Source organism: Methanomassiliicoccus luminyensis B10 (genome assembly GCF_000308215.1).
Taxonomy (GTDB): domain Archaea; phylum Thermoplasmatota; class Thermoplasmata; order Methanomassiliicoccales; family Methanomassiliicoccaceae; genus Methanomassiliicoccus; species Methanomassiliicoccus luminyensis.
Window position 1 is genome coordinate 273,545 of the sequence record NZ_CAJE01000012.1, and the last position, 21,341, is coordinate 294,885.

The window sequence follows — 21,341 nt, forward strand, 5'->3', positions numbered from 1 at the left end:
GCAGAATTATTAGAGAGAAAGATATATAAACGAGCTGTTCGAATGCAATAATCATGTCGGTGGTGAGCATGGAGGAGCTAGTCCTAGCGTTGAAGAACACGCTGGGGAAGAAGGGGATGCAGGAGAACGACATTGGCCGCTTGGCCGAGTACATCATGAGCTTTTTCGGTTACACTGACGCGGTGATCGACAACCGCCTTACCTCCGAGGACCGGGACGTGTTCTACATGCTGGAGGAGGAGGGACTGGTGACGACCACCGAGGAGGAAGTGCACCTCAAGAAGGGCAAGATGTGGAGGATCCACTACTGGATCCTCAAGAAGGACCAGATCTTCCGCCTGGCCGCGATCCCGGAGGAGAAGAGGCCGGAGGAGGACGAGCTGGCATCCATCTACGAGCGGATGTCCCAGGAGGTCTGGAGCAGCAGGGGATCGAGCCAGGCCGAGTGAGGCCGCAAACACTTTCCACCAAGCCTTTATAGTTTTACAGTATTAGAGCGTTCCGAGGAAGTGGATGGACGGCCTGCTTATAGCGCTCTTCGTCATCATTGGATATGTTATCCTGGTGTATGCCCTGAAAGGCATGGGCATCCTGGAAAAGTACAACATGAGCAACTGGGGCCCCTTCGTCATGTGGAGGACCAAGAGAGGCAGGGCCCTTATCGATAGGCTCGCCCGTCCCAAACGGTTCTGGGAAGCTTACGCTTTCGTTGGCAAGTTCATCGTAATCGGCGTGATGATCTCCATGCTCGCCCTCCTGCTGTGGGAGGCGACCATAGTGCCTACCATACCCGCGGAGAGCGCGCCCTCTCCCGAGATGATGCTGGGCATACCGGGCCTGAACCCTATCATCCCGATCTGGTACGGCATCCTGGGCCTGGTCATCGCCGTCCTGGTGCACGAGTTCGCGCACGGCATTCTCACGCGGGTGGGGGACATGAAGGTCAAGGCCATGGGCATCGTGTGGATGGTCATACCCATGGGCGCCTTCGTGGAGCCGGACGAGGAAGCGCTGGCTACTACCACTAAGAAGAAAAGGACCTCCGTGTACACGGTCGGTCCGTCCACTAACATAATCCTGGCGTTCATCTGCGCCATCCTGTTCTCCACCGTGATGGTGGCCTCCGCGGTACCGGCGCAGGACGGCCCGGTGGTGTACCAGGTGGAGGACGGCTCCCCTGCGTCCATGGGCGGCCTGGTGTACGGCTCGCAGATAATCTCGATCAACGGCACCGCCGTCGCCTCGGATGGTTTCGAGACCTTCGACGCGCCATATCCAGGGAATAGCGTTCCTGTGGTGTACTATTTAGAGGGCGAACAACGAGAGACCACGGTCGCGGCGGGAGTATACATCAGTAGTTTGGTCTCCGGTCTCCCCGCGGAACAGGCCGGGGTCCGCGCGGGCATGATACTGGAATCTCTGAACGGGGTCACCATAACCAACCTCGCCACCTTCCGGGAGGTTCTGGCGAGCATCGCGCCCGGCACGGAAGTGAGCATCACCGCCCTGACCTACGACGCCGGCACCGGCGGCTACGTCAGGACCCTGGACAGCACCATCACTCCCATCAGCAGAAGCGGGTCCGGAACGACCGATGCCTACATCGGGGTGTACATGTCCTATATGGGCGCGAGCGCCAACTCTCCCCAGGCGATAGTGGACCTGATGGCCCATCCCTTCGCCGGGGCGGACTCGGTCAGCGGCTTCACCAGGGGCATCTTGACCTACATCTCCCTGCCCTTCCAGGGCCTGCAGCCCCTCCAGTCCCCCATGTCCGACCTGTTCGTGCCCACTGGCATATTCGCCTGGATGTCCCCGGACCTGTTCTGGATAGTGGCCAACTCCCTGTACTGGATCTTCTGGATAAACCTGATGCTGGGCATGACCAACGCTCTGCCGGCCGTGCCGCTGGACGGGGGCTACCTGTTCCGGGACTGGTTCGACACCATCGTCAGCAAGGTCAAGAAGAGCGCGAGCCAGGAGCAGAGAGACACCGTGGTGAACTCCATCACCTGGGCGCTGGCCTTCCTGGTGCTGTTCCTGGTACTGTGGCAGCTGGTGGGCCCGCGGATCCTGTGATCAGCGGCCCACGTTAACCCTTTCCACCCCTTTTTCATTGCACTTCTGGCACAGACTGTAGTCCAGCGCCCGGAAGTTCGAGGACACCTCGAACACCTCGCCGCAGCACTCGCACTTCTTGAAGGCCATCAGGATGGGGGTGAACTTGTCGCACTCCGTCACCCTGCCTCCCTTGTTGTACACGCACAGCTCGGCGGTGCAGTTGTCGCAAAGACTGCGCCTGCTGATGTTCATCCACCGATGCTCGCCGACCTTAACCTTAGCCATGATACCACTCCAGGCCGACGTCTGCCTATGTGGCGGTTTGGTATTTAACATTGGACCCGCGAAACGCCGGGGTTGACGAATGACTCGCTGGAACGAGCGGAACGTTACAAAAGGAAAAAGAAGAGGGGTAAAGGGGTTTGTTTCATCCGATGTTGTTGCGGACGCGGTCCTTGAGCTCGCCCATCTTGCCCTTGTTCCAGCCCCTGGTCTTGGAGAAGAAGCCGGTGACGCGGGTGATGCCCTCTATGTCGGGAGAGCCGCACTTGGGGCACGACTCCTTAAGGCCCCTGACGGTCTGGCCGCAGCTCAGGCAGGAGGTGAACTCCGGGCTGAAGGCGATCTGGGCGTTCTGGGTGCCCTCGAAGGTCTTCTTCACGAACGCGGCAATGCTCTCCGCCGGGGGTTTGGACTCGCCAAGCCACACGTGGGTGAGCGACCCGGCGTCGATGAGCGGGTGGAACCGCCCCTCGCTCTTGACCCTCTCGATGGCGGAGATCTGCGCCCCCACGTTGAGGTAGGTGGAGTTGGTGTAGTAGATCTCCCCATTGGACTTGTTGCCCCTGATGACGGTCGGAGACTGGAGCGGGAAGTACTTCATGTCCAGCTTGGCGAAGCGGTACGCAGTTGATTCCGCCGGCGTCTGCTCCAGTGGCATCTTGAGCCCGTACTCCGCGCCGATGCGCTCGGCCTCGTTCTTCATGTAGGAGATGACCTTGAGGCCGAACTTCATGGCCGCGGTGGACTCGTGCAGCTGCTCCCCGGTGTGGTACTGGACCATCTCGTTGAGGCCGACCATGCCCACCAGGAAGGAGGACTTGTGGATGCGGTAGTAGGGCTCCCCGTCGATGTCCATGGTTAGGAGCGAGAGCGGTCCGCTCTTGCCCATGCTGAACAGCTGGGTGATGAACTCCCTCTTCTGGATGTGCGCCTGGGCCACCATCTCGATCCTCTGGGTGAGGAGATCGAACAGCCTGCGGTCGTCCTGGTGGGCCTCGTAGGCGACCCTGGGCAGATTGAGGGTCACGTTCTGCATGGCGCTGTACCTCATCTTCCACGGCGTCTTCGCGTCATCCAGGTCCGACTGGTCCAGCTTGAAGGTGAGGCGGCAGCATTCGCTGATCTTGGCGGTGTCGCCGCGGTCGAACACGTAGTAGGTGTTGCCCTTCTCGCTGCTGACCTTCGCCAGCTTGAGCAGGAACTCCTCGTGCCCCTCGCTCTGGAAGAACCGGTCGGTCATGTGCACGTTCGGCTTGGGGAAGAAGAACGGCCTTCCCATCGCGTCGCCTTCGAGGTACACGTCCATGAGGGAGCTGAGGAACCTCTGTGCTTCTGGTAGGTAGTCCTTGTAGGTCTGCCCGGTGAACTTGCCCTCAGGACCGATGGCCTCCACGTCCAGGAAGTGCTTGGGGCACTCCCAGTACAGGTTGAGGTCCGAGAAGATGGACTGTCCGCCGCGGGCCACGGCCTGCTGGGCGAACTCATAGATGAGGATTTGAGCGAGCTGCTTCATCCTCTTGTCGTCCACGTTCTCCAGGTATGGGGCAAGGAACAGGTTGAAGGCGTCCCAGCCGATCGCTCCGGAGAAGTGGCCCTGCAGGGCCGCCGAGAACTTGATGATCTGCTCTATGAGCACTTCGGGGTGGCGGGCCGGCTTGGCGATGCTGAGCGCGTTGGGAAGGTTGAGGCCGAACTTCTTGACATATTCTATGCTCTGCCCGCTGCAGTACGGTCTATCGACCATGCCCAGGTCATGAAGGTGAATATCCCCGCGCATGTGCGCGTCGGCGAGGTCCTGGGAGAACACCTCGAGGAGGGCGAACTCCTTCTTGATGTTCTCCGCCAGAGTGAGGTTGGTGGCCTCGGGGTTGTGGGGAACGTTGGCGTTCTCCTTGTTGGGCATCATGATGATCTGCCGGGCGTCGTACAGCGGCACGCCTAGGCGGGTATGCTGCTTGCGGATCTTGGAGAGCCCGTACTCTACCAGCTTAGCGTTGGTGAGCTCCCTGATGAGGGGCGCGGTGATGACATCGATCTCCAGCTCCGTCATCATCTTTTCCACCTCGCGGGACACAATGGCCGCGGCATCCTCGCTGATGGTGGTCTCCCGCATCAAGGCGTCAAAGATCTTGGCCCGGTCCCACTTCTTGAGCTCCTCATCAGAGGTGCGGACGAACAGTGACAGTTCGGTCGACTCCTTGTTATCCCCATACAGCTCTCCCGTCCTCTGTACAACATCTGTCGCCTTCATTATATCACACATGCCCCATCCATTTTCAATCAATTTTTTCAATCGCGGTTGAAGCAAAAGGGACTATCTACAGGTCCCTTTAAAACAATTTTTTGAACGCGGTCTGGTACAGATAATCCTTGATTCTGGGTTCATTCTTGGACATGTGTTACCATATCTGTTATCAGATGATGGGACCAGCGTAAGACTATCATCCGAGATATCAAATCTTAATGAGCGTTTAGGAAAGAAAAACACATTCTGACTATTGATAGAAATAATGCTTGCCGCCCTCGATTAAGGTCCGTTAATCGCTGTCGTCGGCCCGCCCCGGCCCCTCCGTCGAGATCGTCAAGGGCGGGCCGCTCGATAGGGGCCGAAACGTCCTTTCGAGCTCGTTCCGTGGACGGTTAGGAAGCGAGGGGACGCCGAGGGTCCGTTCGTTCCGCGGCTCTTTGCCGAATGGCCCCCATAGCTCAAATAATTCATTTGCCAGTGTTATACACAAAGTAAAATTTTTAGAGAAGATATTTATTTATCATGTTTGTTACCATATTGATTACCAAATGTTTCATCCTGAGAGGGATCTGAGGGAAATAATATACGAGATACTCAAGGCCGATGGCAAATCCATCAGCGCACTGTCCAGGGACTTGGAGGCGCAGGGGATCAGCATCCACCGCCTCATCCTCACCGGGTATCTGAGAGCCCTCACCGACCTGAATATCCTGAAGGAAAAGGACGTCCCTCCGGCCAAGGTCTATGTTCCCGCCCGGCCCAAGGAGAAGGATGTCTACGAGATCATCGGGGACGGTTCGAGGAAGGTAGCGGGCGGTACGGAGGCGGACAAACTGGCCCTTTATGCTCTGGGCAAGCTGTTCCGCCGCCCCATCTTTATCGACGAGCTCAGGCGGGCCGGGGTAAGGGACCCGGTAGGTCGGCAAGCCTCTCCCGAGGAGCGGGCCGACGCGAAGAAGACCCTGCAGAAGAGCGGGATGAAAGTCCCCGACAGCAGCCCCGCTTTCGTCGCCGAGGACAACGGCGCTCCGGGCAAGTTCGAAGACCTCCTGAGCGCGACAATCATCGAGCTCCTAGACGTTTCTTTCTTGGTCCGCGAGACAAAGCAGACCAAGCTGCTCAAGGATGGCATGTGACATCGGGGCGTGCCGCCATCTCCCATTTCGCGCCACGGTGGGCAAGATATTTTACCATGCCGGGCATCTATGGGCGATAAGGTCGTAAAATGGACGCCGCTAGTGGGAGCCCCCTCGTCAGCATCGTGATACCGACGTACATGGAGGAGAAGTACCTCCCGGACACCCTCGCCTCCATCCGGGCCCAAAAGGTGAGCTTTTCCTACGAGATACTGGTGGCCGACGCCCACAGCCCCGACCGCACCCAGGCCATCGCCGAAGAGTTCGGAGGCAAGGTGGTCCTGTGCCCCAAGAGCACGGTGGCAGAAGGCCGCGTGCTGGGCGCCAGAGAGGCCCGGGGCGACATATTGATATTCACCACCGGGGACAACCGGTACGTGGAGGGCTGGCTGGAGAACATGGTGAAGCCCTTCGAGGACGAATCGGTCGCGGTGGTGATAGGCAAGATCATGTTCAACGGGGGCACCAAGTACGAGGACCTGTTCAGCGAGAAGGTCCTCTTCCCGGCCTCGGTGTTCTTGTCCAAGATCGGCATCTATTATGCTCATGGGGAAGCGTTCGCCATCAGAAGGTCGGTGTACGATAAGGTCGGGGGGATCGATCCCGCCCTGGTCACCGCCGACGATACTGACCTTGCGATGAAGTCGGCCAAGGTCGGCAAGATCATGTACTCCGAGGTAGCGACGGTGCTCACTTCCAGGCGGCGCATCGAGGAGTGGGGGACCGCGTACTTCCTATGCTTCCACGTCACCAACTTCTTCCTGACCAATCTGTTCAAGAAGCCGCTGGGGACCTACGAGGTCATCCGATGAGCCCCGAGGCATCCTGCTGACTTGCTGGATTATTCGCGGAAAGGAGCGCGGGGGTAGTGTTTATTTAAGTGCTCGCTCTATACTCGCCGCATGAACGTTCAGTCCCTGGTGGCTGACCTCAAGAAATATCCGGGGATAACCAGGAAGAAGACAATCTCAGATGTCATAGGGTTCTTCCCCTCGATCTCTCATCCCGAGGTCCTGGCCGCTTACGGCGAGGATGCCGCGGTCATAGCGCACAACGACGATGTTCTCCTGCTCGCGGCCGACGGCATAATGGAATCGCTGATGAAGTCCAACCCCTACTACGCGGGGTACTTCGCCGTGCTCGTCAACGTCAACGACATCGCCGCCATGGGCGGGACGCCCCTGGCCATGGTAGACATCATATCCATGAAGGACGAGAAGGTGTGCGGGCAGGTCATGAAGGGCATGGAAGCGGCGGTCAAGAAGTTTGGCGTTCCGATCGTGGGCGGACACACCCACCCGGACTGCGCCTACAACGCCATCGACGTGGCCATACTCGGTACCGCCAGGAGGTCTGGGGTAATTTACTCCCATACTGCCGAGGCGGGGGACGACATCATCATGGCCATGGACCTGGACGGGTTCTTCCCCCTTACCCTGCCGTACGCTTGGGACACTACCACCAGGAAGGACGCGGCCATCTGCCGGCAGCAGGTGTGCCTGATGAGCGAGATCGGCGGCCGCGGGCTGGTGCACGCGGGCAAGGACATCAGCAACCCCGGGTGCGTCGGAACTCTCGGCATGCTGCTGGAGACCAGCGGCAAGGGCGGCATAGTGGACATCGGGAGGATCCCCCGCCCGCCCAAGGAGGACCTCGCCCAGTGGCTCAAGGCCTACCAGGGATGCGGGTTCGTCCTCGCCTGCGATTCCTCCAGGTCCAAGGATGTGATCGACCTCTACTCCACCGTAGGCGTGACCGCCGCGGTGGTGGGCAAGGTTGACGCTACCAAGAAGCTGGTGCTGCGCCAGGATGGGGAGGAGGCGGTCCTTTTCGACTTCGCCTCGGAAAAGATCACCGGCTGCGACCCCAATATGGTGCCGGAATGCGCCAAGAGAACAGGGAAGTGCTAGGCCACGAAGGTTGACGCTCGGATCAGCTCGAGTTATCCTGACAGCTTCTCGGCCTCGCTCCCCTTTGAGCGTTGGTAATCCACGGTAAGGCTGCTCCCGTCAGGGCCTGACCCGTTCCCCATGATTAGGGCAGGGCGCGCGACCCTCCGATCGCGCCTCCCAGCCGCTTCCAACCCCATAGGACAAGGCTTCATCGTCGTTGGCAGGGCCCGAGCCTCTCCGGTTACGCCGTCCTCCGCTGTCACCCCCGCTATCGACGTCTGCGATGTATAAGGGCGTGCCGAACGTCCCGGTCGAGCCTAGCACCCCTCCTAAGTTCTAGTACCTATATATCATTTAGCCAAAGGATATGGCTCTCTGGCCTCAGAATCGCTTGGGGGCGGTGCTCTCCCCGCCCCTGGTGCAATAATGAAGCTTCCGGAACCCGAACTCATCGTGCACCGGGCACTTGGGGCAGATACACTTCAGCTCCCTGGATATGCAGTCGGGGGAGCGCCCGTAGAAGCAGAACAGCTTTTCGTCGCGGTCCCCGGCGCACTCGGTGTAGGTGGGGCATTTCTGGCACGGGCACCTGGTCCGCATGGCCGCGATCTCGGCCTTGCGCTTCTCTGGGGTGAGCCTGTTGAGGTCCTGAAGGCTTCGCATCACATCACTCGCCGGCGCTCACTTGCGAGCGCGCATTTCCTTCTCGGAACCGGATGTGCAATAATAAAGGTTCACCAGTTCGTTCTCGGCGGCCACCGGGCAGTCGGGACATACGCACCCCAGCTCTTCCTGTATGCATTCGGGGCTCCTGCCGTGGAAGCAGTAGAGGAGCTCCTTCTTGTCCCCTGCGCATTGGTTGTACGACGGACAATCGGGGCAGGTGCATTCAGACTTCATCTTGGAGAAGATGCATTCCTTCTCCTCCTGCCCCATCTCGCCGAGGGCCTTGAGCAACTTCTCGAAAGCGTCCATAGTGTCCCGCTCTTTTTTCAGGACTATGGTCTCCACGCCTTAATAGTACCTACCTTCGCACGGCAACGAATATGATACCCGAACTGCCAAAGATAATGGTATGGCCATCGGGACGCCCGGTCATGCCGCCAGCTTCGACGTCGTGGTGATAGGCGGAGGGCTGGCCGGCCTGAGGGCCGCGCTGGAAGCTTCGCTGGGCGGTTCCGTGGCGGTGGTGAGCAAGGTGCATCCGCTCCGTTCCCACTCCGTGTCGGCCCAGGGAGGGATCAACGCCGCCCTCGGCCACGCCGATCCCTCGGACTCGTGGCAGGAGCACGTCCGCGATACCATCGAAGGGTCGGACGACCTTGCGGACCCTGAGGCGGTGGAGGTAATGTGCCGCGCCGGGCCGGAGGCGGTGCGCGAGCTTGAGCACATGGGGGCGGTATTCTCGCGCACCCCCGACGGGCGCATCGCCCAGCGGCCGTTCGGCGGGGCCGGCTCTCCCCGCACCTGCTACTCCTCGGACCGCACTGGGCACGACCTCCTGCACACCCTCTACGAGCAGGCCATGGGGCGCCCCATCGAGTTCTGCGATGAGTGCTTCGTGACCTCCCTGGTGCACCACCGGGGAAGGTGCGTTGGCTGCTTCGCCTGGGATATGGCGGAGGGAGGGATGTTCGCCCTCTCCGCCCGCTCCACCGTGCTGGCGTGCGGCGGCCACGGGCAGATCTATCAGCACACCACCAATTCCTACAACTGCACCGGCGACGGGGCCGCCCTCGCTCTCAACGCCGGGGCGGCGGTGGAGGACATGGAGTTCGTGCAGTTCCACCCGACCGCGCTTGCAGGTACGGACATCCTCGTCTCCGAAGCCTCCAGGGGAGAGGGCGGGAAGCTGATCAACGGGGAGGGGGAGAGGTTCATGAGGAGGTACGCGCCGGAGGAGATGGACCTGGCCCCCCGCGACGTGGTGGCCAGGAGTATACAGACCGAGATCGACCAGGGCCGGGGGGTGGACGGCCACGTGCTCCTCGACATCACCGGGCTGGGAGAGAGGCTGATCGAGGAACGGCTCCCCGGCACCAGGCGCATCTCCGTCGACTTCGCCAGCGTGGACCCCGTGAAGGAGCCGATGCCGGTGCATCCAGCGCAGCACTACTCCATGGGTGGGGTGGCAGTGGACGTGGAAGGGCGGACCTCCCTGCCGGGCCTCCTCGCCGCCGGGGAGTGCGCCTGCGTGAGCGTGCATGGGGCCAACCGGCTGGGCGGCAACTCCCTGCTGGAGGCGGTGGCGTTCGGGCGCATCGCCGGCCGCACCGCTTTGAGGGTGGGTGGGCCCGATGACCCTGATCTCGTAGCATCCCGGCTGCCGGCGGAGGCGGAGAGGCTGGAGGCCCTGTTCCGCCCGGGCGGCCCTGGAGATGTCCCCGCGCTGCGGGAAGAACTGCAGAGGACCATGTCCGAGCGGTTCGGCATCTTCCGCTCCGGGGAGGACATGCTGGGGGGGCTGGAGCGGATCAGGAGCATCGCCCGCAAGGCGTCCCGGTCCACGGTGCGCGACGGCGTCAGGACGTACCGCCAGGACCTGATATCGCTCCTCGAATTGAGGAACATGGCGCTGGTGGCGGAGGCGGTGGCCCTGGCGTCCCTGTGGAGGGAGGAGAGCAGGGGGTCGCACTGCCGCACCGATCGCCCTGAGCGTGACGATGGCCGGTTCCGGCGCCACAGCCTCATCCGTCTTGACGGCGGCAAGTGCGCTCTGGCATCGGTCCCGGTGGGCGCGAGCGGCATCAGGGCGGTGAAGGGGAGGATGGCGTGAAACAGCTCACGGTGCTTCGGAACAACGGGACAGGGACTTGGGAACAGGCCTATCGGGTCGAGGAGGGGGAGGGCATGACGGTCATGGACGCCTTGCTGGAGGTGCAGGAGGGGCAGGACCCCACCCTGGCGTTCCGCTATGCCTGCCACTGGGGGGTGTGCGGGAGCTGCGCCATGCTCATCAACGGAGTGCCCCGGCTGGCCTGCCGGACCAAGCTGGATAGGGCCCATGAAGGACCGGAGCTGGCCCCGATGCCCGGGGCTGCCGAGAGCAGGGGCCGCCAGGACATCTTCCTCGAGCCGCTGCCGAACTTCCCAGTGATCAGGGACCTAGTGGTGGACATGCGCCCGTTCTTCGGAACATATCGTTCGGTCCGCCCATGGTTCAGTCCCAAAGAGGACGGGCCGGGAGCGGAGAGGACGCTGTCCCCAGAGAGGGCCGGGGCGATAGGCCGGTACGCCGGGTGCATATTGTGCGGCGCATGCCACGGCTCCTGCCCCGAAGTGGCAAGGGAGCCGTCGTTCCTGGGCCCCGCCGTCCTGGCGAAAGTGTACCGCTTCGCCGAGGACCCCCGAGAGGGACGGAGAGGGGAACGATTGAGATCATGCGATGGTCCGGAGGGGTGGTCCCGCTGCCGCTTCTACGACAACTGCCGGAAGGTGTGCCCCGCGGAGGTGGCCCCGGACCGCGCCATCGGGAGGGCCAAGGCCGAGCTCAAGAGGTCGGGACGATGAGGATAGAGCGAGACACCATGGGTGAGGTGGAGGTGCCCGACGACGCCTACTACGGCGCCCAGACCGCCCGGGCGATGATCAATTTCCCCATCTCGGGAAGAAGGCAGGACTCCCTGCTCATCAGGGCGTACGGCGCGGTGAAGAAGGCCGCCGCACGGGCCAACATGCAGCTGGGTGTCCTGGACGAAGAGCGGGGGAACGCCATAGTGCAGGCGGCGGGAGAGGTGCAGGAAGGCAGGTTCGCCGACCAGTTCCCGGTGGACGCGTTCCAGGCGGGGGGAGGGACCTCCACCAACATGAACCTCAACGAGGTCATCGCCAACCGGGCGCTGGAGATTCTGGGGCGTCCCAGGGGAAACATCGACCACATCCACCCCAACGACCACGTGAACCGCTCGCAGTCGAGCAACGACACCTATCCCAGCGCGGCGCACATCGCCGCGGTGTGGGCAATATCCGGCCTGGAGAGGGAGGTGGCGGCGCTGTCCGCGGCGTTCTACGCGAAGGGGCGGGAGTTCGCGGACATCCCCAAGGCCGGAAGGACCCATCTCATGGACGCCCTGCCGGTGACGCTGGGCAGCGAGTTCGCCGCCTACGGGCTCGCCCTGAAGAGAGCGAACGGCCGCCTGCGGTACCGCAAGGACGAACTCCTGGAGCTGGAGGTCGGCGGGACCGGGGTCGGCACCGGCGCGGAGGCCCCCGAGGGGTTCAAGGAAAGGACCATAACGCTGATCTCGGAGGACCTGTCCCTTCCGTTCTGGCCCTCCCTGGACGGACAGGAAGCGCTGCAGAGCCGGGCCCCCCTGGGCACGGCGATGTCCTCGCTCAAGGGGCTGTCGGTGGAGCTGCTCCGCGTATGCAACGACCTACGGCTCCTGAACTCCGGGCCGGAGGCGGGCATCGGGGAGATCGCCCTGCCGCCCGTGCAGCCGGGCTCGTCGATCATGCCGGGGAAGGTGAACCCCTCGGTCCCGGAGTGCCTGACCATGGTGTGCTTCCAGGTGATCGGGAGCGAGCTCGCGGTGACGATGGCCTGGCAGGCCGGACAGCTGGAGCTGAACGTGTTCGTGCCGAGCATCACTTACAACGTGCTCGAATCCGCGCGTGTGCTGACCAATGCGGTCCACGCCATGCGGGCGAGGTGCGTGGAGGGGATACAGGCGCGGCCGGAGCGGTGCCAGGAGCTGCTGCGAAAGGACGCCTCGCTGGTGACGCTGCTCCTCCCCTCCCTCGGCTACCGCAAGGCCGCGGAGGTGTGGAACGAGACGGTGCGTTCCGGCGAACCGCTGGAGGATGTGGTGGAGCGTATGGGGATAATGGGCAGGGAGGACGCCATGAAGCTGCTGGGACCGTGGCTCCGGCCGGTGAAGGGGAAGTGAGCCCGCTCTAAGATATACAGTAAGGCGTTGCCTTTTTCATGGGGCGATGATATCTCTGTACGATGGGGGTCTGAGCATATTGAACGCAGCGAAGCCCGAGTGGCTCAAGGTCCGCGCCCCGGTGGGTGAGGGCTTCCTCAAGGTGAGGGCGGTCACCAAGTGCTTTGGTGTGACCACGGTATGCGACGCATCCCATTGCCCCAACATCTCCGACTGCTGGTGCCGCGGGCATGCCAGCTTCATGGTCCTCGGCGACGTGTGCACTCGGAGGTGCGCCTACTGCGCCGTACGCTCGGGGGAGCCGAAAAAGGTCGACCTGGACGAGCCGGAGAGGGTGGCCGAGGCCGTCAACTCCCTCGGCTTCGACTACGTGGTCATCACCTCCGTCACCAGGGACGACCTCCCCGACCAGGGGGCGTCGCATTTCTCCGCGGTCGTGAGCGCGGTGCGCGAAAGGTGCCCCGGCACCCGAGTGGAGCTGCTCATACCGGACATGCAGGCCGATGCCGAGGCCCTGTCCATAGTGGCGGACAGCCGCCCCGACGTACTGGGGCACAATATCGAGACGGTGCGCCGCCTCCAGCCCATCGCCCGGGACCGGCGGTGCTCCTATGAGCGGTCCCTGCAGGTCCTGCGGACCATCAAGAGGCTGGACAGCACCATCGTGACCAAGAGCTCCATGATGCTGGGCCTGGGGGAGAAGCGGGAGGAGGTATCGCAGACCCTCCGCGACCTCCGGGGAGCGGGGGTCGACATCGTGGCGATAGGCCAATATCTCAAGCCGACCGGGAACCGGCTGGAAGTGGAGGAGTACGTGACCCCGGAGGTCTTCGAGGACATCCGAGAGGAAGCGGAGGGGATGGGGTTCCGGTACGCCTCCTCCGCGCCGATGGTCCGCAGCTCATATAATGCCCACGAGGCATTTATGGACAGGGGACGTTGATGCTCTACGATGATCTTGACCTCTTGAACGGGAAGATGCTGCGGGTCCTGGATGCGGACGGAAAGGTGGTCGAGCCGTCGCTGGAGCCGGAGATCGACCCCTCTATTCTGAAGGAAGCGTACCGCACCATGGTGCTGGCCAGGACCGCCGACGAGAAGGCGGTGCTGCTGCAGCGCCAGGGACGGCTGGGAGCGTACCCGCCCAACCGGGGGCAGGAGGCCGCGTCGCTCGGTCCGGCGATGGCCATCGGAGGAGATGACTGGCTGGTATGGGCGTTCCGCGAGCTCGCCGGCCTGCTGTGGAAGAAGGTCCCCCTGCGAAGCTACTATCTGTACTGGATGGGCAATGAGGAGGGGAGCCGCTACCCTCAGGGGGTGAGGGCGACCCCGGCCTGCGTGCCGGTGGGCTCCCAGCTCCCCTATGCGGTCGGGATCGCTCTGGCCTCAAAGTACCGGAAGGAGAGGTCGGTCACGCTGGCATACTGCGGGGACGGGGCCACCTCGGAAGGCGATTTCCACGAGGCCCTGAACGCCGCGGGAGTGTACAAGGCGCCGATGGTGTTCGTCATCCAGAACAACCAGTGGGCCATCTCGGTGCCGCGGTCCCGTCAGACCGCCTCCAGGACCCTGGCCCAGAAGGCGGTCGCCTACGGGATGCCGGGGATCCAGGTGGACGGGAACGACCTGCTGGGCATGTACGTTGCCACCAGGGAGGCGGTGGAGAGGGCCCGGCGCGGCGAGGGCCCCTCGCTGATCGAGGCGTATACCTACCGCCTCGGGAACCACACCACTTCCGACGATGCCAGGAAGTACCGGGAGAACCGGGAGCTGCAGGAGTGGGAGTCCCGAGACCCCCTGGTGCGCCTCAGATCGTACCTCCTCGCCAAAGGAGTGATCGACGAGGAGGAGGACAGGGCCATCAGGGAAGAGATGACCGATCTCGCCGAAAGAGCGGTGCAGGAGGCCGAGGCGCATCCCAAGCCCACCCTGGATGACGTTTTCGCCCACACCTATGCCGAGGTCCCGGCGGAGCTGAAGGAGCAAATGGACGACCTCCGGAAGGAGCTGGGGGGTGAGGAGTGATGGCGGTCATGAACATGGTGCAGGCCATCAACTCAGCTTTGGCGAACGAGCTGGGAGCGGACCCGAACGTGGTGGTGTTCGGCGAGGACGTGGGCAGGGACGGCGGGGTGTTCCGCGTCACCGAAGGCCTCCAGGACCGCTTCGGGCAGGACCGGGTGTTCGATACCCCGCTGGCGGAGAGCCTCATCGCCGGGATGGCGCTGGGGATGGCTATGAACGGCCTCCGGCCGGTGGCGGAGATCCAGTTCATGGGCTTCTCCTATCTCGCCCTCCCCATGATGATCTCCAATGCCGCCAGGATGCGCACCCGGACCAGGGGCGCGCTGACCGCCCCCATGGTGCTGCGGATGCCCTACGGCGGCGGGGTGAAGGCGCTGGAGCACCACTCCGAGAGCACCGAGGCGCTGTACGCCCAGATACCTGGGATCAAGGTGGTGGTGCCTGCCGCTCCGAGGGAAGCGAAGGGACTGCTGATATCTTCAATCAGGGACCCCGACCCGGTGGTGTTCCTTGAGCCCACCCGCAGCTACCGCCTGATCAAGGAGGAGGTGGAGGAAGATGAGTTCACCATACCCCTGGGCAGGGCCCGGACGGTGCGGGAGGGAGACGACGTCACCGTGGTGGGCTGGGGGGCCATGATGCCCCTCATCGCCAAGGCGGCCGAGGCGGCCGGGAACGAGGGGATATCGTGCGAGGTGATCGACATGAGGACCCTCTCTCCCATGGACGCCGGCGCGGTGATATCGTCCGTCAAGCGCACCGGCCGGTGCGTGGTGGTGCAGGAGGCCCCCCGGACCTGCGGGGTGGCCGCGGAGATCGTGGCCAGGATAAACGAGAAGGCCCTGCTGTCACTGGAAGCGCCGGTGGAAAGGGTCACCGCCCCCGACATCACCCCTCCCCTGCCGCAGGGGGAAAATTATTATTACCTAAGCCCGGATAGAATTTACAATGCCATAAAGAGGGCCGCGGCCTTCTGAGGCACCGCGAGGTCATCAACATGGAGTACAAGTTCCCGGACCTCGGCGAAGGGGTCGCCGAAGGAGAGGTAAAGAAATGGCTGGTCAAGCCAGGTGATCAGATCAAGAAGGACCAGTCCATCGCGGAGGTGGAGACGGACAAGGCCGTGGTGGAGATGCCGTCGCCGGTGTCCGGGCGGGTCCGGGAGACAAGGTTCCCCGAGGGCGGCCTGGTCAAGGTGGGCGAGGTGCTGGCCGTCATCGACGAGGAGGGCGCTGCTGCACCGGCGGAGAAAGAATCGGTGTCCGTGGTGGGCGAGCTGCCGGAGCACGAGGAGGCCATCATCTCCAAAGGGCCGGCGGAGAAGCGCGCGCCGGCGGCCCCACCGGTGCAGGCGACGCCGGCCGTGAGGAAGCTGGCCAAGGACCTGGGCGTGGACCTCTCCGCGGTGAAGGGCACCGGGCCCGGCGGCAGGGTGACCGAAGGTGACGTGAAGAACTCCCAGAAGCCCGCGCCGGAAGCGAAGGCCCCCCGGGTCCAGCCCAGGTTCGACATCTACGGCTTCGTGGAAAGGGAGCCGCTGAGGGGGATCAGGCGGACCACCGCCAGCCACATGGTGGAGGCGAAGGCCCATGCCGCGCTGGTGACGGTGACCGACAAGGCCGACGTCACCGAGCTGGCGAGGCTGCGGGAGAAGGTCAAGAAATATGCCGAGGAGGCCAAGGGGCTCAAGGTCACCTACCTGCCGTTCATCATGAAGGCCGCCATCGCCGCGCTTAAGAAGCACCCCTATCTGAACTCGGAGCTGGACGAGGAGCGCCAGGAGATCGTCCTCAAGAAGTACTATAATCTGGGCGTCGCCGTGGCCATCGAGGACGGCCTCATCGTCCCGGTGGTGAAGCTGGCGGACCAGAAGGACATCTTCACTCTGGCGAAGGAGCTCAAGGACCTGTCCGCCCAGGCCACCGAGCGCAAGATAGATATGGCCGATCTCAGGGGAGGGACCTTCACCATCACCAACTACGGCTCGTTCGGCGGGGAGTACGCTACCCCCATACCGAACTACCCGGAGGTCGCCATACTGGGGGTCGGGCGCATGACCGAGCAATCCCTCGTCATCGGCGGCGAGGTGAAGGTGCGCAAAGTGATCCCCCTGTCGCTCACCTTCGACCACCGCGTGCTCGACGGAGCGGAGGCGGCGCAGTTCATGAACGAGCTGGTGATGTTCATGCAGAACCCCGAGCTGGCTCTGCTGGAGCCGTGATCACCTCGAAAAGGTCCAGTCCCGGTTGTTGTACCTCGTCCGGGACAGCTCCTCGGCCCTCGCCAGCTCCTCATGGTCTAGCCGGTCCTCGTACCACTCCTTGCCCCGGCAGAACGAGCGCTGCAAAGCGGCAAGCAGGGTTCCCAAGCTCGCTCCTCCCAGGGATGCTATGCCGGTGACCCTTTCATCCGACGAGCTTAATCCTTTATCGGCAAGCTTGGCCGGGTCGACCCTGAGCACGGAGAACATGGCCTCCCGGTCGGGGGCGTACAGCACCGTGCCGTGCTGGAGGAACACCCCGTCCCGGCGGGTCTGGGCGCACCCCGACACCTTCTTGCCGCCGACGGTGACGTCGTTGATGGGCGCGAACTCCGCCGGCAGCCCGATCTCGGCCAGAGCATCGATGACCCACCCGCATACCCTGCGATATGAGCCGACGATGTCGCTCCCCATCACCTCCTCCGGGGCGATGACGCTGTAGGTGATCTCCCCCTGGGAATCGTGAAACACCGCCCCGCCCCCGGTGCGGCGGCGGACCACTCCCACACCTCTCCTGCGGCATTCGTCCAGGTCGACCTCGTCGCCGACGGACTGGAAGCAGCCGATGGAGACCGCCGACGGCTCCCAGCCGTAGAAGCGCATGGTGGCGTCTTGGCCGGAGCGGGCGATGGCCTCCGCCACCGCCTCGTCGATGGCCATGTTGAGCCCGGCGTCGAAGCGGGCGTACGGCACCATCCTCCACCTCACCACGACGCCTCCGATATCAGCTCGGCGAGGTCCCGGGGCTCGAAGCCCACTATGACCAGGCCGGACGCCCTTATCAGCGAGTTCAGGCGGGACAGCAGTCTCTCGGCCCCCTCTCCCAGCGGGGTGCCGGCCAGCCCTTCTTCCAAGGAAAGCAGTCCTTCCTCTGGGTATACGAAGAAGTCCCCTGTAATGGACACTCGGGTTATCCGGGAGCCGTCGTCGTCCACCTTCACGCGGACCAGCTTGCCCCCCTTGACCTTTCTCTGGGCCGTTCTTGTCAAACCGTCCCTGCTCCGTCCTTACTCCGAAGCCCAGGTGACTATCTGCTCCTTGGTGGTCCTCATGCCGCACAGGGCTTTTTTCGTTCTTTCGTTATAGAACGCCGGCACTCCCAGCGAACCGCCGCAGGCCTGCTTCAGCACGTCGCCGTACGAGCGCATCAGCTTCTGGTTCTCCTCGGAATGCCAGACCTCCAGCTCGGTGATCTCCTTCCCCATCTCCTTGGATACCTCTCCGACCAGCGGGTGGATCTTCGCGCAATGGGGGCATTCCCTTCCCCAGAAGAATATCAGTCTCTGTCCTTGTTCGGCCATGTGTTGTTCACCTCTTGACGAAAAGGCCGCACCAGCATTCCCCGGTCTCCTTGTACACCGGCTGAATGAAGAAGTTGCAGGGGCAGATCAGGTTGAGATCCTCCTCCGGTTCTCCCGCGGTGATGCGGCATGGGCAATATTTCAGCCCATGGTTCTTGAGGTTTTCCAGTTCGCCCTTCGCCAGGGTCCTGACGAACTCCTTGTCGGGGTTCACTTTGAACGGTTTTCCCTCCGCGAACTTTTCCCATGTATCCATGAGCTTCTCCTCGGTGTCGAGCCTCTCGCCCTTGTCCAGGATGACCTTCTTGGTCTCCGGGTAGTCGATAAGGGTGTAGGCGTTCTTGACCCCGCAGGTAGGGCACACGGTGGGAGGTCTGATCCCGTAATGCACGTCATTGCAAACGTTGCACCGCCAAAGCTTCTTTACCGCCATAATGGACCCGTTAACACTATGATTTCGGGCAAATATAAATCTCGCTGTCGCCCGGAAGCTTTTCCCCAACGCAGCTGCGAATGGCCAGACCCGATGGGCAAAATCTGCAAGTTATAAATGGGATGCGGTCCAGAATAGACGTGGGCGGCCCGGTGGCGGCAATGTGGCCTGCCAGGGAGCGGGGCAGGGATGGGATGCCTGTCCCTCAGCGCTCCACCAGGCACCGCTGCGCCACCCCCGCCGCGGAGAGGTGATGGAGAATGGTATCGGTGAGGTGCCCGTGGTGCGATGCCCGGATGAGCGAGGGCGACAGCGAGGCGCTGTCGTCCGCCCTGATGGTACATTTCGTAAGGACGCACGGCCTGGTGCTTCCCGATGACAGCCTCCTCCAGGGGGGAAGGGAGGGGCACCTTTCCACGCTGGCGGAAGTGCCTGACGAAACGGGTGAATACGAGGTCCGGTACGGTGCGGAAAGGTACGGAGCTGAGCTGACGCAGAGGGAGACAGACCTCTACGGGGTCCTGGGGCCGCCCCGCACCATCAATGTCCAGCGGGGAAAGGAGCTGCCGGCGGTGCAGTGCCCCCTGTGCGGGTTCGAGGTGAGGGGGAGGAACGAGAACGACCTCACCGCCGAGCTGACGCGCCATATGGCGCAGAACAACGAGCTGGAGAGCGGCCGGGAAGCCATTCCGCCGGAGAAGGATGAGCGTTCCGATTACGACAAGAGGTTTTGACATGAACTCGGTCAGATGCCCGGTGTGCAACGCGAGGCTGACAGGCGAGGATTGCGACGATCTCACCGTGGGCCTGCGGGAGCACCTCGAGAGGGAGCACAACATCCAGGAGCTGTGCAATTCCCCCACCGGGGGAGTGCCGCCGTCCACGGTGGCGAGGTCCTACGAGCCCCCGGAGGAAATGGAGCCGTACCGCGAGACCGAGATGGACCGGGAGCGGCTGAGGCGGGGGAGCGAGCTGAGGGAGGCGGAGCTGAGGGATGAGACTGGGTCCTGGGGTCCGCCTGCTGGCGAGGCCTCCCTGCGCGCCCATGGGGTGGGCGGATGGTTCAGGAAGACCCTGGGCCTGGGGTATGGGGACCGGCCCGACCAGGGGGGCGAATGGGCCCGCGGCGGGAGGTATTCCGGCGCGGACGTCGCGCCCCGCCATCCGGCCCCGGAAGGCTCCTCCGTCAGGGAGGAGTATGGTAAGGAGAGGGGCCGGAGAAGAGAGAGGGTCCCAGGCAGGGAGCCGGCCGGTCCGTCGATGGGGCTGGCCCACGGGGACCACGTCGACTGCCCCATGTGCGGCATGCACCTGAGCGGGGCGGACGAGGACGAATTGTCGGTCGCGCTGAGGGAGCACATGATCTCCATGCACGAGGTCGCGCCCCTCATGACCATGAGGCCGAGGGCGTGACCATGACGGCCCTGAGATGCCCGATGTGCCCTGAGGTCCTGGAAGGCGAAGGGGTGGCTCTAACGCACTCCCTGAGGGACCACCTCTCCGACGTCCACGGCATGGCGGACCTATGCATGGACCCAGAGAGGCTGCGCTCCAGCCCCCCGGCCGTTCTGGAAGGGTATGTGGGGGTGACGTGCCCGGTGTGCGCGGCAAGCATCGCCGCCGCGGACGACCGGCTGCTCTCCGAAGGGCTCCGGGCGCACTTCGGTAACGTGCACGGCATAAGGTCGTCGAGCCTGCTGGAGCGGCTCCGCCGCTGATCACTCCATCTTCCTGATGACCTTGGAAGCGGTCCTGAACTCCCCATCCCAGTAGAGGAGCATATTGCCGCGGTCGTAGTCGGGATGAATGTCGCAGTGCACGATCTTCCCGATGACCCAGATGTGGTCCCAGTCGCTCCGGTCGATGATCTCCTGCTTCTCCACCTCCAGGTTCAGGGGGCACTCCTGGATGGTCGGGGACCTGGTCCTCGTTCCCGGCTTTGGAGTAAGGCCCACCTCGGCGAACTTGTTCATCTTGCTCCCGGAGACCTCGCCGATCTTGATGACCTTGTCCACCAGGTCCTTCCCGGGTATGTTGAGAGTGAAATCGGGGGTCTCCTCGAGCAGCTTGTATGTCCACCTCGATGATTTGACCGCTACCCCTACCCGGGGCTTGTCCACCGAGAACACGTTGAACAGTCCGATGGTGCTAACGTCGGGGTCCTTCTCCCCCACCGCCAGAAGGAACACGGGGAAGGGGGGCAGGCTCATCAGCGCGGGGAGGGCGCCGCGGTCCAGCTTTTCAGGGTCATCGTTGGCCATTCCAATCACTGAGAACATATCCGTCGCCGGACCGATATATATTTCCCCGTCACGGAATGGCATGGGGGGTCACACGATCTCGGGCGCCCTTTCCTGCCTCTCCGGGGGAAGCCCCATCAGCTTCCTCCAGGTCCTCCTGTCAACATGGATTATCTTTCCGTCCTCGTCGTAGCAGTGGAGCTGGTAGTAGAACAGCCAGTGCCTGTTGAGATCCAGGAGCTTGAGCCGGACCTTGGCGGCCCGGTCCCGAGGCACCACCAGGACCAGCCGGCTACGGCCCATCAGCACTCTGGCGTACTCGCCCATGCGGTTCTCCCGGAGGCTGTCGTCAGTTTCCACGAATTCCTTGCTGACGACGAACCTGTCGTCCAGGACGGTGACCACGCCCCTCCCGCCGGCCGTCTCGTAGCGGACGGTGGCCTGGGGGTATACGTCGGCTATCTCGTCCCGGGCCTGCTCCGCCCTGGCGCGGGTAACCTTCTTCAGGAGGTCGTTGTCCGGCATAGGTCCGAATCGTTCCGCCAGGTATATGAACGTGGCCCGGCCCTGCCGC

25 protein-coding genes and 1 other RNA gene are annotated in these 21,341 nt (G+C 63.1%); 15 read left to right on the top strand and 11 right to left on the bottom strand.

The annotated features are described in order from the left end of the window. The first annotated feature begins 53 nt into the window (after window positions 1–53). A complete protein-coding gene (locus tag WYS_RS04260; protein WP_019176926.1) occupies window positions 54–449 on the top strand; it encodes a DUF6015 family protein in 396 nt (131 codons plus the stop codon). A 64-nt stretch (window positions 450–513) separates the two neighbouring features. Next, a complete protein-coding gene (locus WYS_RS04265) occupies window positions 514–2,079 on the top strand; it encodes a site-2 protease family protein (RefSeq protein WP_019176927.1) in 1,566 nt (521 codons plus the stop codon). Here the strand turns inward: WYS_RS04265 and WYS_RS04270 are convergent, their stop codons facing one another. Together WYS_RS04270 and nrdD are read right to left on the bottom strand one after the other, a co-directional pair. Beyond that, window positions 2,080–2,346, bottom strand: coding sequence for a hypothetical protein (locus tag WYS_RS04270; protein ID WP_147654421.1), 267 nt, complete (start codon window positions 2,344–2,346; stop codon window positions 2,080–2,082). A gap of 142 nt (window positions 2,347–2,488) precedes the next feature. Continuing rightward, entirely contained in the window at window positions 2,489–4,594 is a 2,106-nt protein-coding gene (gene nrdD / locus WYS_RS04275) for an anaerobic ribonucleoside-triphosphate reductase (RefSeq protein ID WP_019176929.1), read from the bottom strand. A 545-nt stretch (window positions 4,595–5,139) separates the two neighbouring features. Here nrdD and WYS_RS04280 point away from each other — a divergent pair. From WYS_RS04280 to WYS_RS14330, 3 genes are all read left to right on the top strand, one after another. Further along, a complete protein-coding gene (locus WYS_RS04280) occupies window positions 5,140–5,727 on the top strand; it encodes a hypothetical protein (RefSeq protein ID WP_019176930.1) in 588 nt (195 codons plus the stop codon). A gap of 89 nt (window positions 5,728–5,816) precedes the next feature. Continuing rightward, window positions 5,817–6,539 carry a glycosyltransferase gene (locus WYS_RS04285; protein WP_019176931.1) on the top strand — a complete coding sequence of 241 codons (723 nt, stop codon included), beginning with the start codon at window positions 5,817–5,819 and terminating at the stop codon, window positions 6,537–6,539. A gap of 90 nt (window positions 6,540–6,629) precedes the next feature. Further along, complete coding sequence (locus tag WYS_RS14330; protein WP_019176932.1) at window positions 6,630–7,637, top strand: methanogenesis marker 2 protein; 1,008 nt, start codon at window positions 6,630–6,632, stop codon at window positions 7,635–7,637. Here the strand turns inward: WYS_RS14330 and ffs are convergent. From ffs to WYS_RS04305, 3 genes are all read right to left on the bottom strand, one after another. Continuing rightward, an RNA gene (gene ffs, locus WYS_RS04295) (signal recognition particle sRNA) lies at window positions 7,632–7,942 on the bottom strand. The two genes, WYS_RS14330 and ffs, sit on opposite strands and share 6 nt — an antisense overlap. A 58-nt stretch (window positions 7,943–8,000) precedes the next feature. Further along, window positions 8,001–8,282 carry a DUF2769 domain-containing protein gene (locus WYS_RS04300; protein WP_019176934.1) on the bottom strand — a complete coding sequence of 94 codons (282 nt, stop codon included), beginning with the start codon at window positions 8,280–8,282 and terminating at the stop codon, window positions 8,001–8,003. Window positions 8,283–8,300: 18 nt separating this feature from the next. After that, window positions 8,301–8,630 carry a DUF2769 domain-containing protein gene (locus tag WYS_RS04305; RefSeq protein ID WP_019176935.1) on the bottom strand — a complete coding sequence of 110 codons (330 nt, stop codon included), beginning with the start codon at window positions 8,628–8,630 and terminating at the stop codon, window positions 8,301–8,303. Between the two features lie 64 nt (window positions 8,631–8,694). On the opposite strand from WYS_RS04305, the gene WYS_RS04310 reads away from it, so the two are divergent. The 7 genes from WYS_RS04310 (at window position 8,695) to WYS_RS04340 (ending at window position 16,754) form a co-directional block, all read left to right on the top strand. Beyond that, window positions 8,695–10,395, top strand: a complete 1,701-nt coding sequence (locus tag WYS_RS04310; protein ID WP_019176936.1) for an FAD-dependent oxidoreductase — start codon at window positions 8,695–8,697, stop codon at window positions 10,393–10,395. Further along, a complete protein-coding gene (locus WYS_RS14335; protein ID WP_019176937.1) occupies window positions 10,392–11,129 on the top strand; it encodes a succinate dehydrogenase/fumarate reductase iron-sulfur subunit in 738 nt (245 codons plus the stop codon). Before WYS_RS04310 ends, WYS_RS14335 begins: the two co-directional genes overlap by 4 nt. Further along, window positions 11,126–12,508 carry an aspartate ammonia-lyase gene (locus tag WYS_RS14340; protein ID WP_049796243.1) on the top strand — a complete coding sequence of 461 codons (1,383 nt, stop codon included), beginning with the start codon at window positions 11,126–11,128 and terminating at the stop codon, window positions 12,506–12,508. Before WYS_RS14335 ends, WYS_RS14340 begins: the two co-directional genes overlap by 4 nt. A gap of 79 nt (window positions 12,509–12,587) precedes the next feature. After that, complete coding sequence (gene lipA, locus WYS_RS04325; RefSeq protein WP_026068793.1) at window positions 12,588–13,451, top strand: lipoyl synthase; 864 nt, start codon at window positions 12,588–12,590, stop codon at window positions 13,449–13,451. Further along, a complete protein-coding gene (gene pdhA, locus WYS_RS04330; protein WP_019176940.1) occupies window positions 13,451–14,533 on the top strand; it encodes a pyruvate dehydrogenase (acetyl-transferring) E1 component subunit alpha in 1,083 nt (360 codons plus the stop codon). Before lipA ends, pdhA begins: the two co-directional genes overlap by 1 nt. Beyond that, window positions 14,533–15,510 (top strand): alpha-ketoacid dehydrogenase subunit beta, encoded by a 978-nt coding sequence (locus WYS_RS04335; RefSeq protein WP_026068794.1) that lies wholly within the window; start codon window positions 14,533–14,535, stop codon window positions 15,508–15,510. Before pdhA ends, WYS_RS04335 begins: the two co-directional genes overlap by 1 nt. A gap of 20 nt (window positions 15,511–15,530) precedes the next feature. Then, window positions 15,531–16,754 carry a dihydrolipoamide acetyltransferase family protein gene (locus WYS_RS04340; RefSeq protein WP_019176942.1) on the top strand — a complete coding sequence of 408 codons (1,224 nt, stop codon included), beginning with the start codon at window positions 15,531–15,533 and terminating at the stop codon, window positions 16,752–16,754. Here WYS_RS04340 and WYS_RS04345 read toward each other — a convergent pair whose 3' ends face one another. The 4 genes from WYS_RS04345 to WYS_RS14350 are packed head-to-tail and all read right to left on the bottom strand — an operon-like array spanning window position 16,755 to window position 18,527. Beyond that, on the bottom strand, window positions 16,755–17,501 hold the full coding sequence (locus WYS_RS04345) for a lipoate--protein ligase family protein (protein WP_201798844.1): 747 nt from the start codon (window positions 17,499–17,501) through the stop codon (window positions 16,755–16,757). After that, window positions 17,498–17,782 (bottom strand): hypothetical protein, encoded by a 285-nt coding sequence (locus WYS_RS14345; RefSeq protein WP_019176944.1) that lies wholly within the window; start codon window positions 17,780–17,782, stop codon window positions 17,498–17,500. The genes WYS_RS04345 and WYS_RS14345 overlap by 4 nt, the downstream gene beginning before the upstream one ends. A gap of 18 nt (window positions 17,783–17,800) precedes the next feature. Then, window positions 17,801–18,094 (bottom strand): thioredoxin family protein, encoded by a 294-nt coding sequence (locus WYS_RS04355; RefSeq protein WP_019176945.1) that lies wholly within the window; start codon window positions 18,092–18,094, stop codon window positions 17,801–17,803. Between the two features lie 7 nt (window positions 18,095–18,101). Then, window positions 18,102–18,527 (bottom strand): ferredoxin-thioredoxin reductase catalytic domain-containing protein, encoded by a 426-nt coding sequence (locus WYS_RS14350; RefSeq protein WP_019176946.1) that lies wholly within the window; start codon window positions 18,525–18,527, stop codon window positions 18,102–18,104. 260 nt (window positions 18,528–18,787) lie between these two features. Here WYS_RS14350 and WYS_RS04365 point away from each other — a divergent pair, with 260 nt between their 5' ends. From WYS_RS04365 to WYS_RS04375, 3 genes are read left to right on the top strand one after another with little or no spacing between them, the layout of a single operon-like run. Further along, window positions 18,788–19,261, top strand: a complete 474-nt coding sequence (locus WYS_RS04365; RefSeq protein WP_147654422.1) for a hypothetical protein — start codon at window positions 18,788–18,790, stop codon at window positions 19,259–19,261. Window position 19,262: 1 nt separating this feature from the next. Further along, window positions 19,263–19,940 (top strand): hypothetical protein, encoded by a 678-nt coding sequence (locus tag WYS_RS04370; RefSeq protein WP_019176948.1) that lies wholly within the window; start codon window positions 19,263–19,265, stop codon window positions 19,938–19,940. A gap of 2 nt (window positions 19,941–19,942) precedes the next feature. Beyond that, window positions 19,943–20,245: a hypothetical protein gene (locus WYS_RS04375; RefSeq protein WP_049796244.1), complete on the top strand. Its 303-nt coding sequence runs from the start codon at window positions 19,943–19,945 to the stop codon at window positions 20,243–20,245. Here WYS_RS04375 and WYS_RS04380 read toward each other — a convergent pair whose 3' ends face one another. Continuing rightward, window positions 20,246–20,788, bottom strand: coding sequence for a flavin reductase family protein (locus WYS_RS04380; RefSeq protein WP_019176950.1), 543 nt, complete (start codon window positions 20,786–20,788; stop codon window positions 20,246–20,248). It lies immediately after the preceding gene. Window positions 20,789–20,857: 69 nt separating this feature from the next. Continuing rightward, entirely contained in the window at window positions 20,858–21,292 is a 435-nt protein-coding gene (locus tag WYS_RS04385) for a hypothetical protein (protein ID WP_019176951.1), read from the bottom strand. Window positions 21,293–21,341: the final 49 nt, after the last annotated feature.

What these genes read in the sequence shown, in the direction of transcription:
- WYS_RS04260 (WP_019176926.1), top strand. Translation starts at nt 54, where the DNA reads ATGTCGGTGGTGAGCATGGAGGAGCTAGTCCTAGCGTTGAAGAACACG.
- WYS_RS04335 (WP_026068794.1), top strand. Translation starts at nt 14,533, where the DNA reads ATGGCGGTCATGAACATGGTGCAGGCCATCAACTCAGCTTTGGCGAAC.
- WYS_RS04375 (WP_049796244.1), top strand. Translation starts at nt 19,943, where the DNA reads ATGACGGCCCTGAGATGCCCGATGTGCCCTGAGGTCCTGGAAGGCGAA.
- WYS_RS14340 (WP_049796243.1), top strand. Translation starts at nt 11,126, where the DNA reads ATGAGGATAGAGCGAGACACCATGGGTGAGGTGGAGGTGCCCGACGAC.
- WYS_RS04380 (WP_019176950.1), bottom strand. Translation starts at nt 20,788, where the DNA reads ATGGCCAACGATGACCCTGAAAAGCTGGACCGCGGCGCCCTCCCCGCG.
- WYS_RS04270 (WP_147654421.1), bottom strand. Translation starts at nt 2,346, where the DNA reads ATGGCTAAGGTTAAGGTCGGCGAGCATCGGTGGATGAACATCAGCAGG.
- WYS_RS04355 (WP_019176945.1), bottom strand. Translation starts at nt 18,094, where the DNA reads ATGGCCGAACAAGGACAGAGACTGATATTCTTCTGGGGAAGGGAATGC.
- nrdD (WP_019176929.1), bottom strand. Translation starts at nt 4,594, where the DNA reads ATGAAGGCGACAGATGTTGTACAGAGGACGGGAGAGCTGTATGGGGAT.
- WYS_RS04285 (WP_019176931.1), top strand. Translation starts at nt 5,817, where the DNA reads ATGGACGCCGCTAGTGGGAGCCCCCTCGTCAGCATCGTGATACCGACG.
- WYS_RS04300 (WP_019176934.1), bottom strand. Translation starts at nt 8,282, where the DNA reads ATGCGAAGCCTTCAGGACCTCAACAGGCTCACCCCAGAGAAGCGCAAG.
- WYS_RS04370 (WP_019176948.1), top strand. Translation starts at nt 19,263, where the DNA reads ATGAACTCGGTCAGATGCCCGGTGTGCAACGCGAGGCTGACAGGCGAG.
- WYS_RS04310 (WP_019176936.1), top strand. Translation starts at nt 8,695, where the DNA reads ATGGCCATCGGGACGCCCGGTCATGCCGCCAGCTTCGACGTCGTGGTG.
- WYS_RS14330 (WP_019176932.1), top strand. Translation starts at nt 6,630, where the DNA reads ATGAACGTTCAGTCCCTGGTGGCTGACCTCAAGAAATATCCGGGGATA.
- pdhA (WP_019176940.1), top strand. Translation starts at nt 13,451, where the DNA reads ATGCTCTACGATGATCTTGACCTCTTGAACGGGAAGATGCTGCGGGTC.
- WYS_RS04365 (WP_147654422.1), top strand. Translation starts at nt 18,788, where the DNA reads ATGGTATCGGTGAGGTGCCCGTGGTGCGATGCCCGGATGAGCGAGGGC.
- WYS_RS04280 (WP_019176930.1), top strand. Translation starts at nt 5,140, where the DNA reads ATGTTTCATCCTGAGAGGGATCTGAGGGAAATAATATACGAGATACTC.
- WYS_RS14350 (WP_019176946.1), bottom strand. Translation starts at nt 18,527, where the DNA reads ATGGCGGTAAAGAAGCTTTGGCGGTGCAACGTTTGCAATGACGTGCAT.
- WYS_RS04340 (WP_019176942.1), top strand. Translation starts at nt 15,531, where the DNA reads ATGGAGTACAAGTTCCCGGACCTCGGCGAAGGGGTCGCCGAAGGAGAG.
- WYS_RS04265 (WP_019176927.1), top strand. Translation starts at nt 514, where the DNA reads ATGGACGGCCTGCTTATAGCGCTCTTCGTCATCATTGGATATGTTATC.
- WYS_RS04385 (WP_019176951.1), bottom strand. Translation starts at nt 21,292, where the DNA reads ATGCCGGACAACGACCTCCTGAAGAAGGTTACCCGCGCCAGGGCGGAG.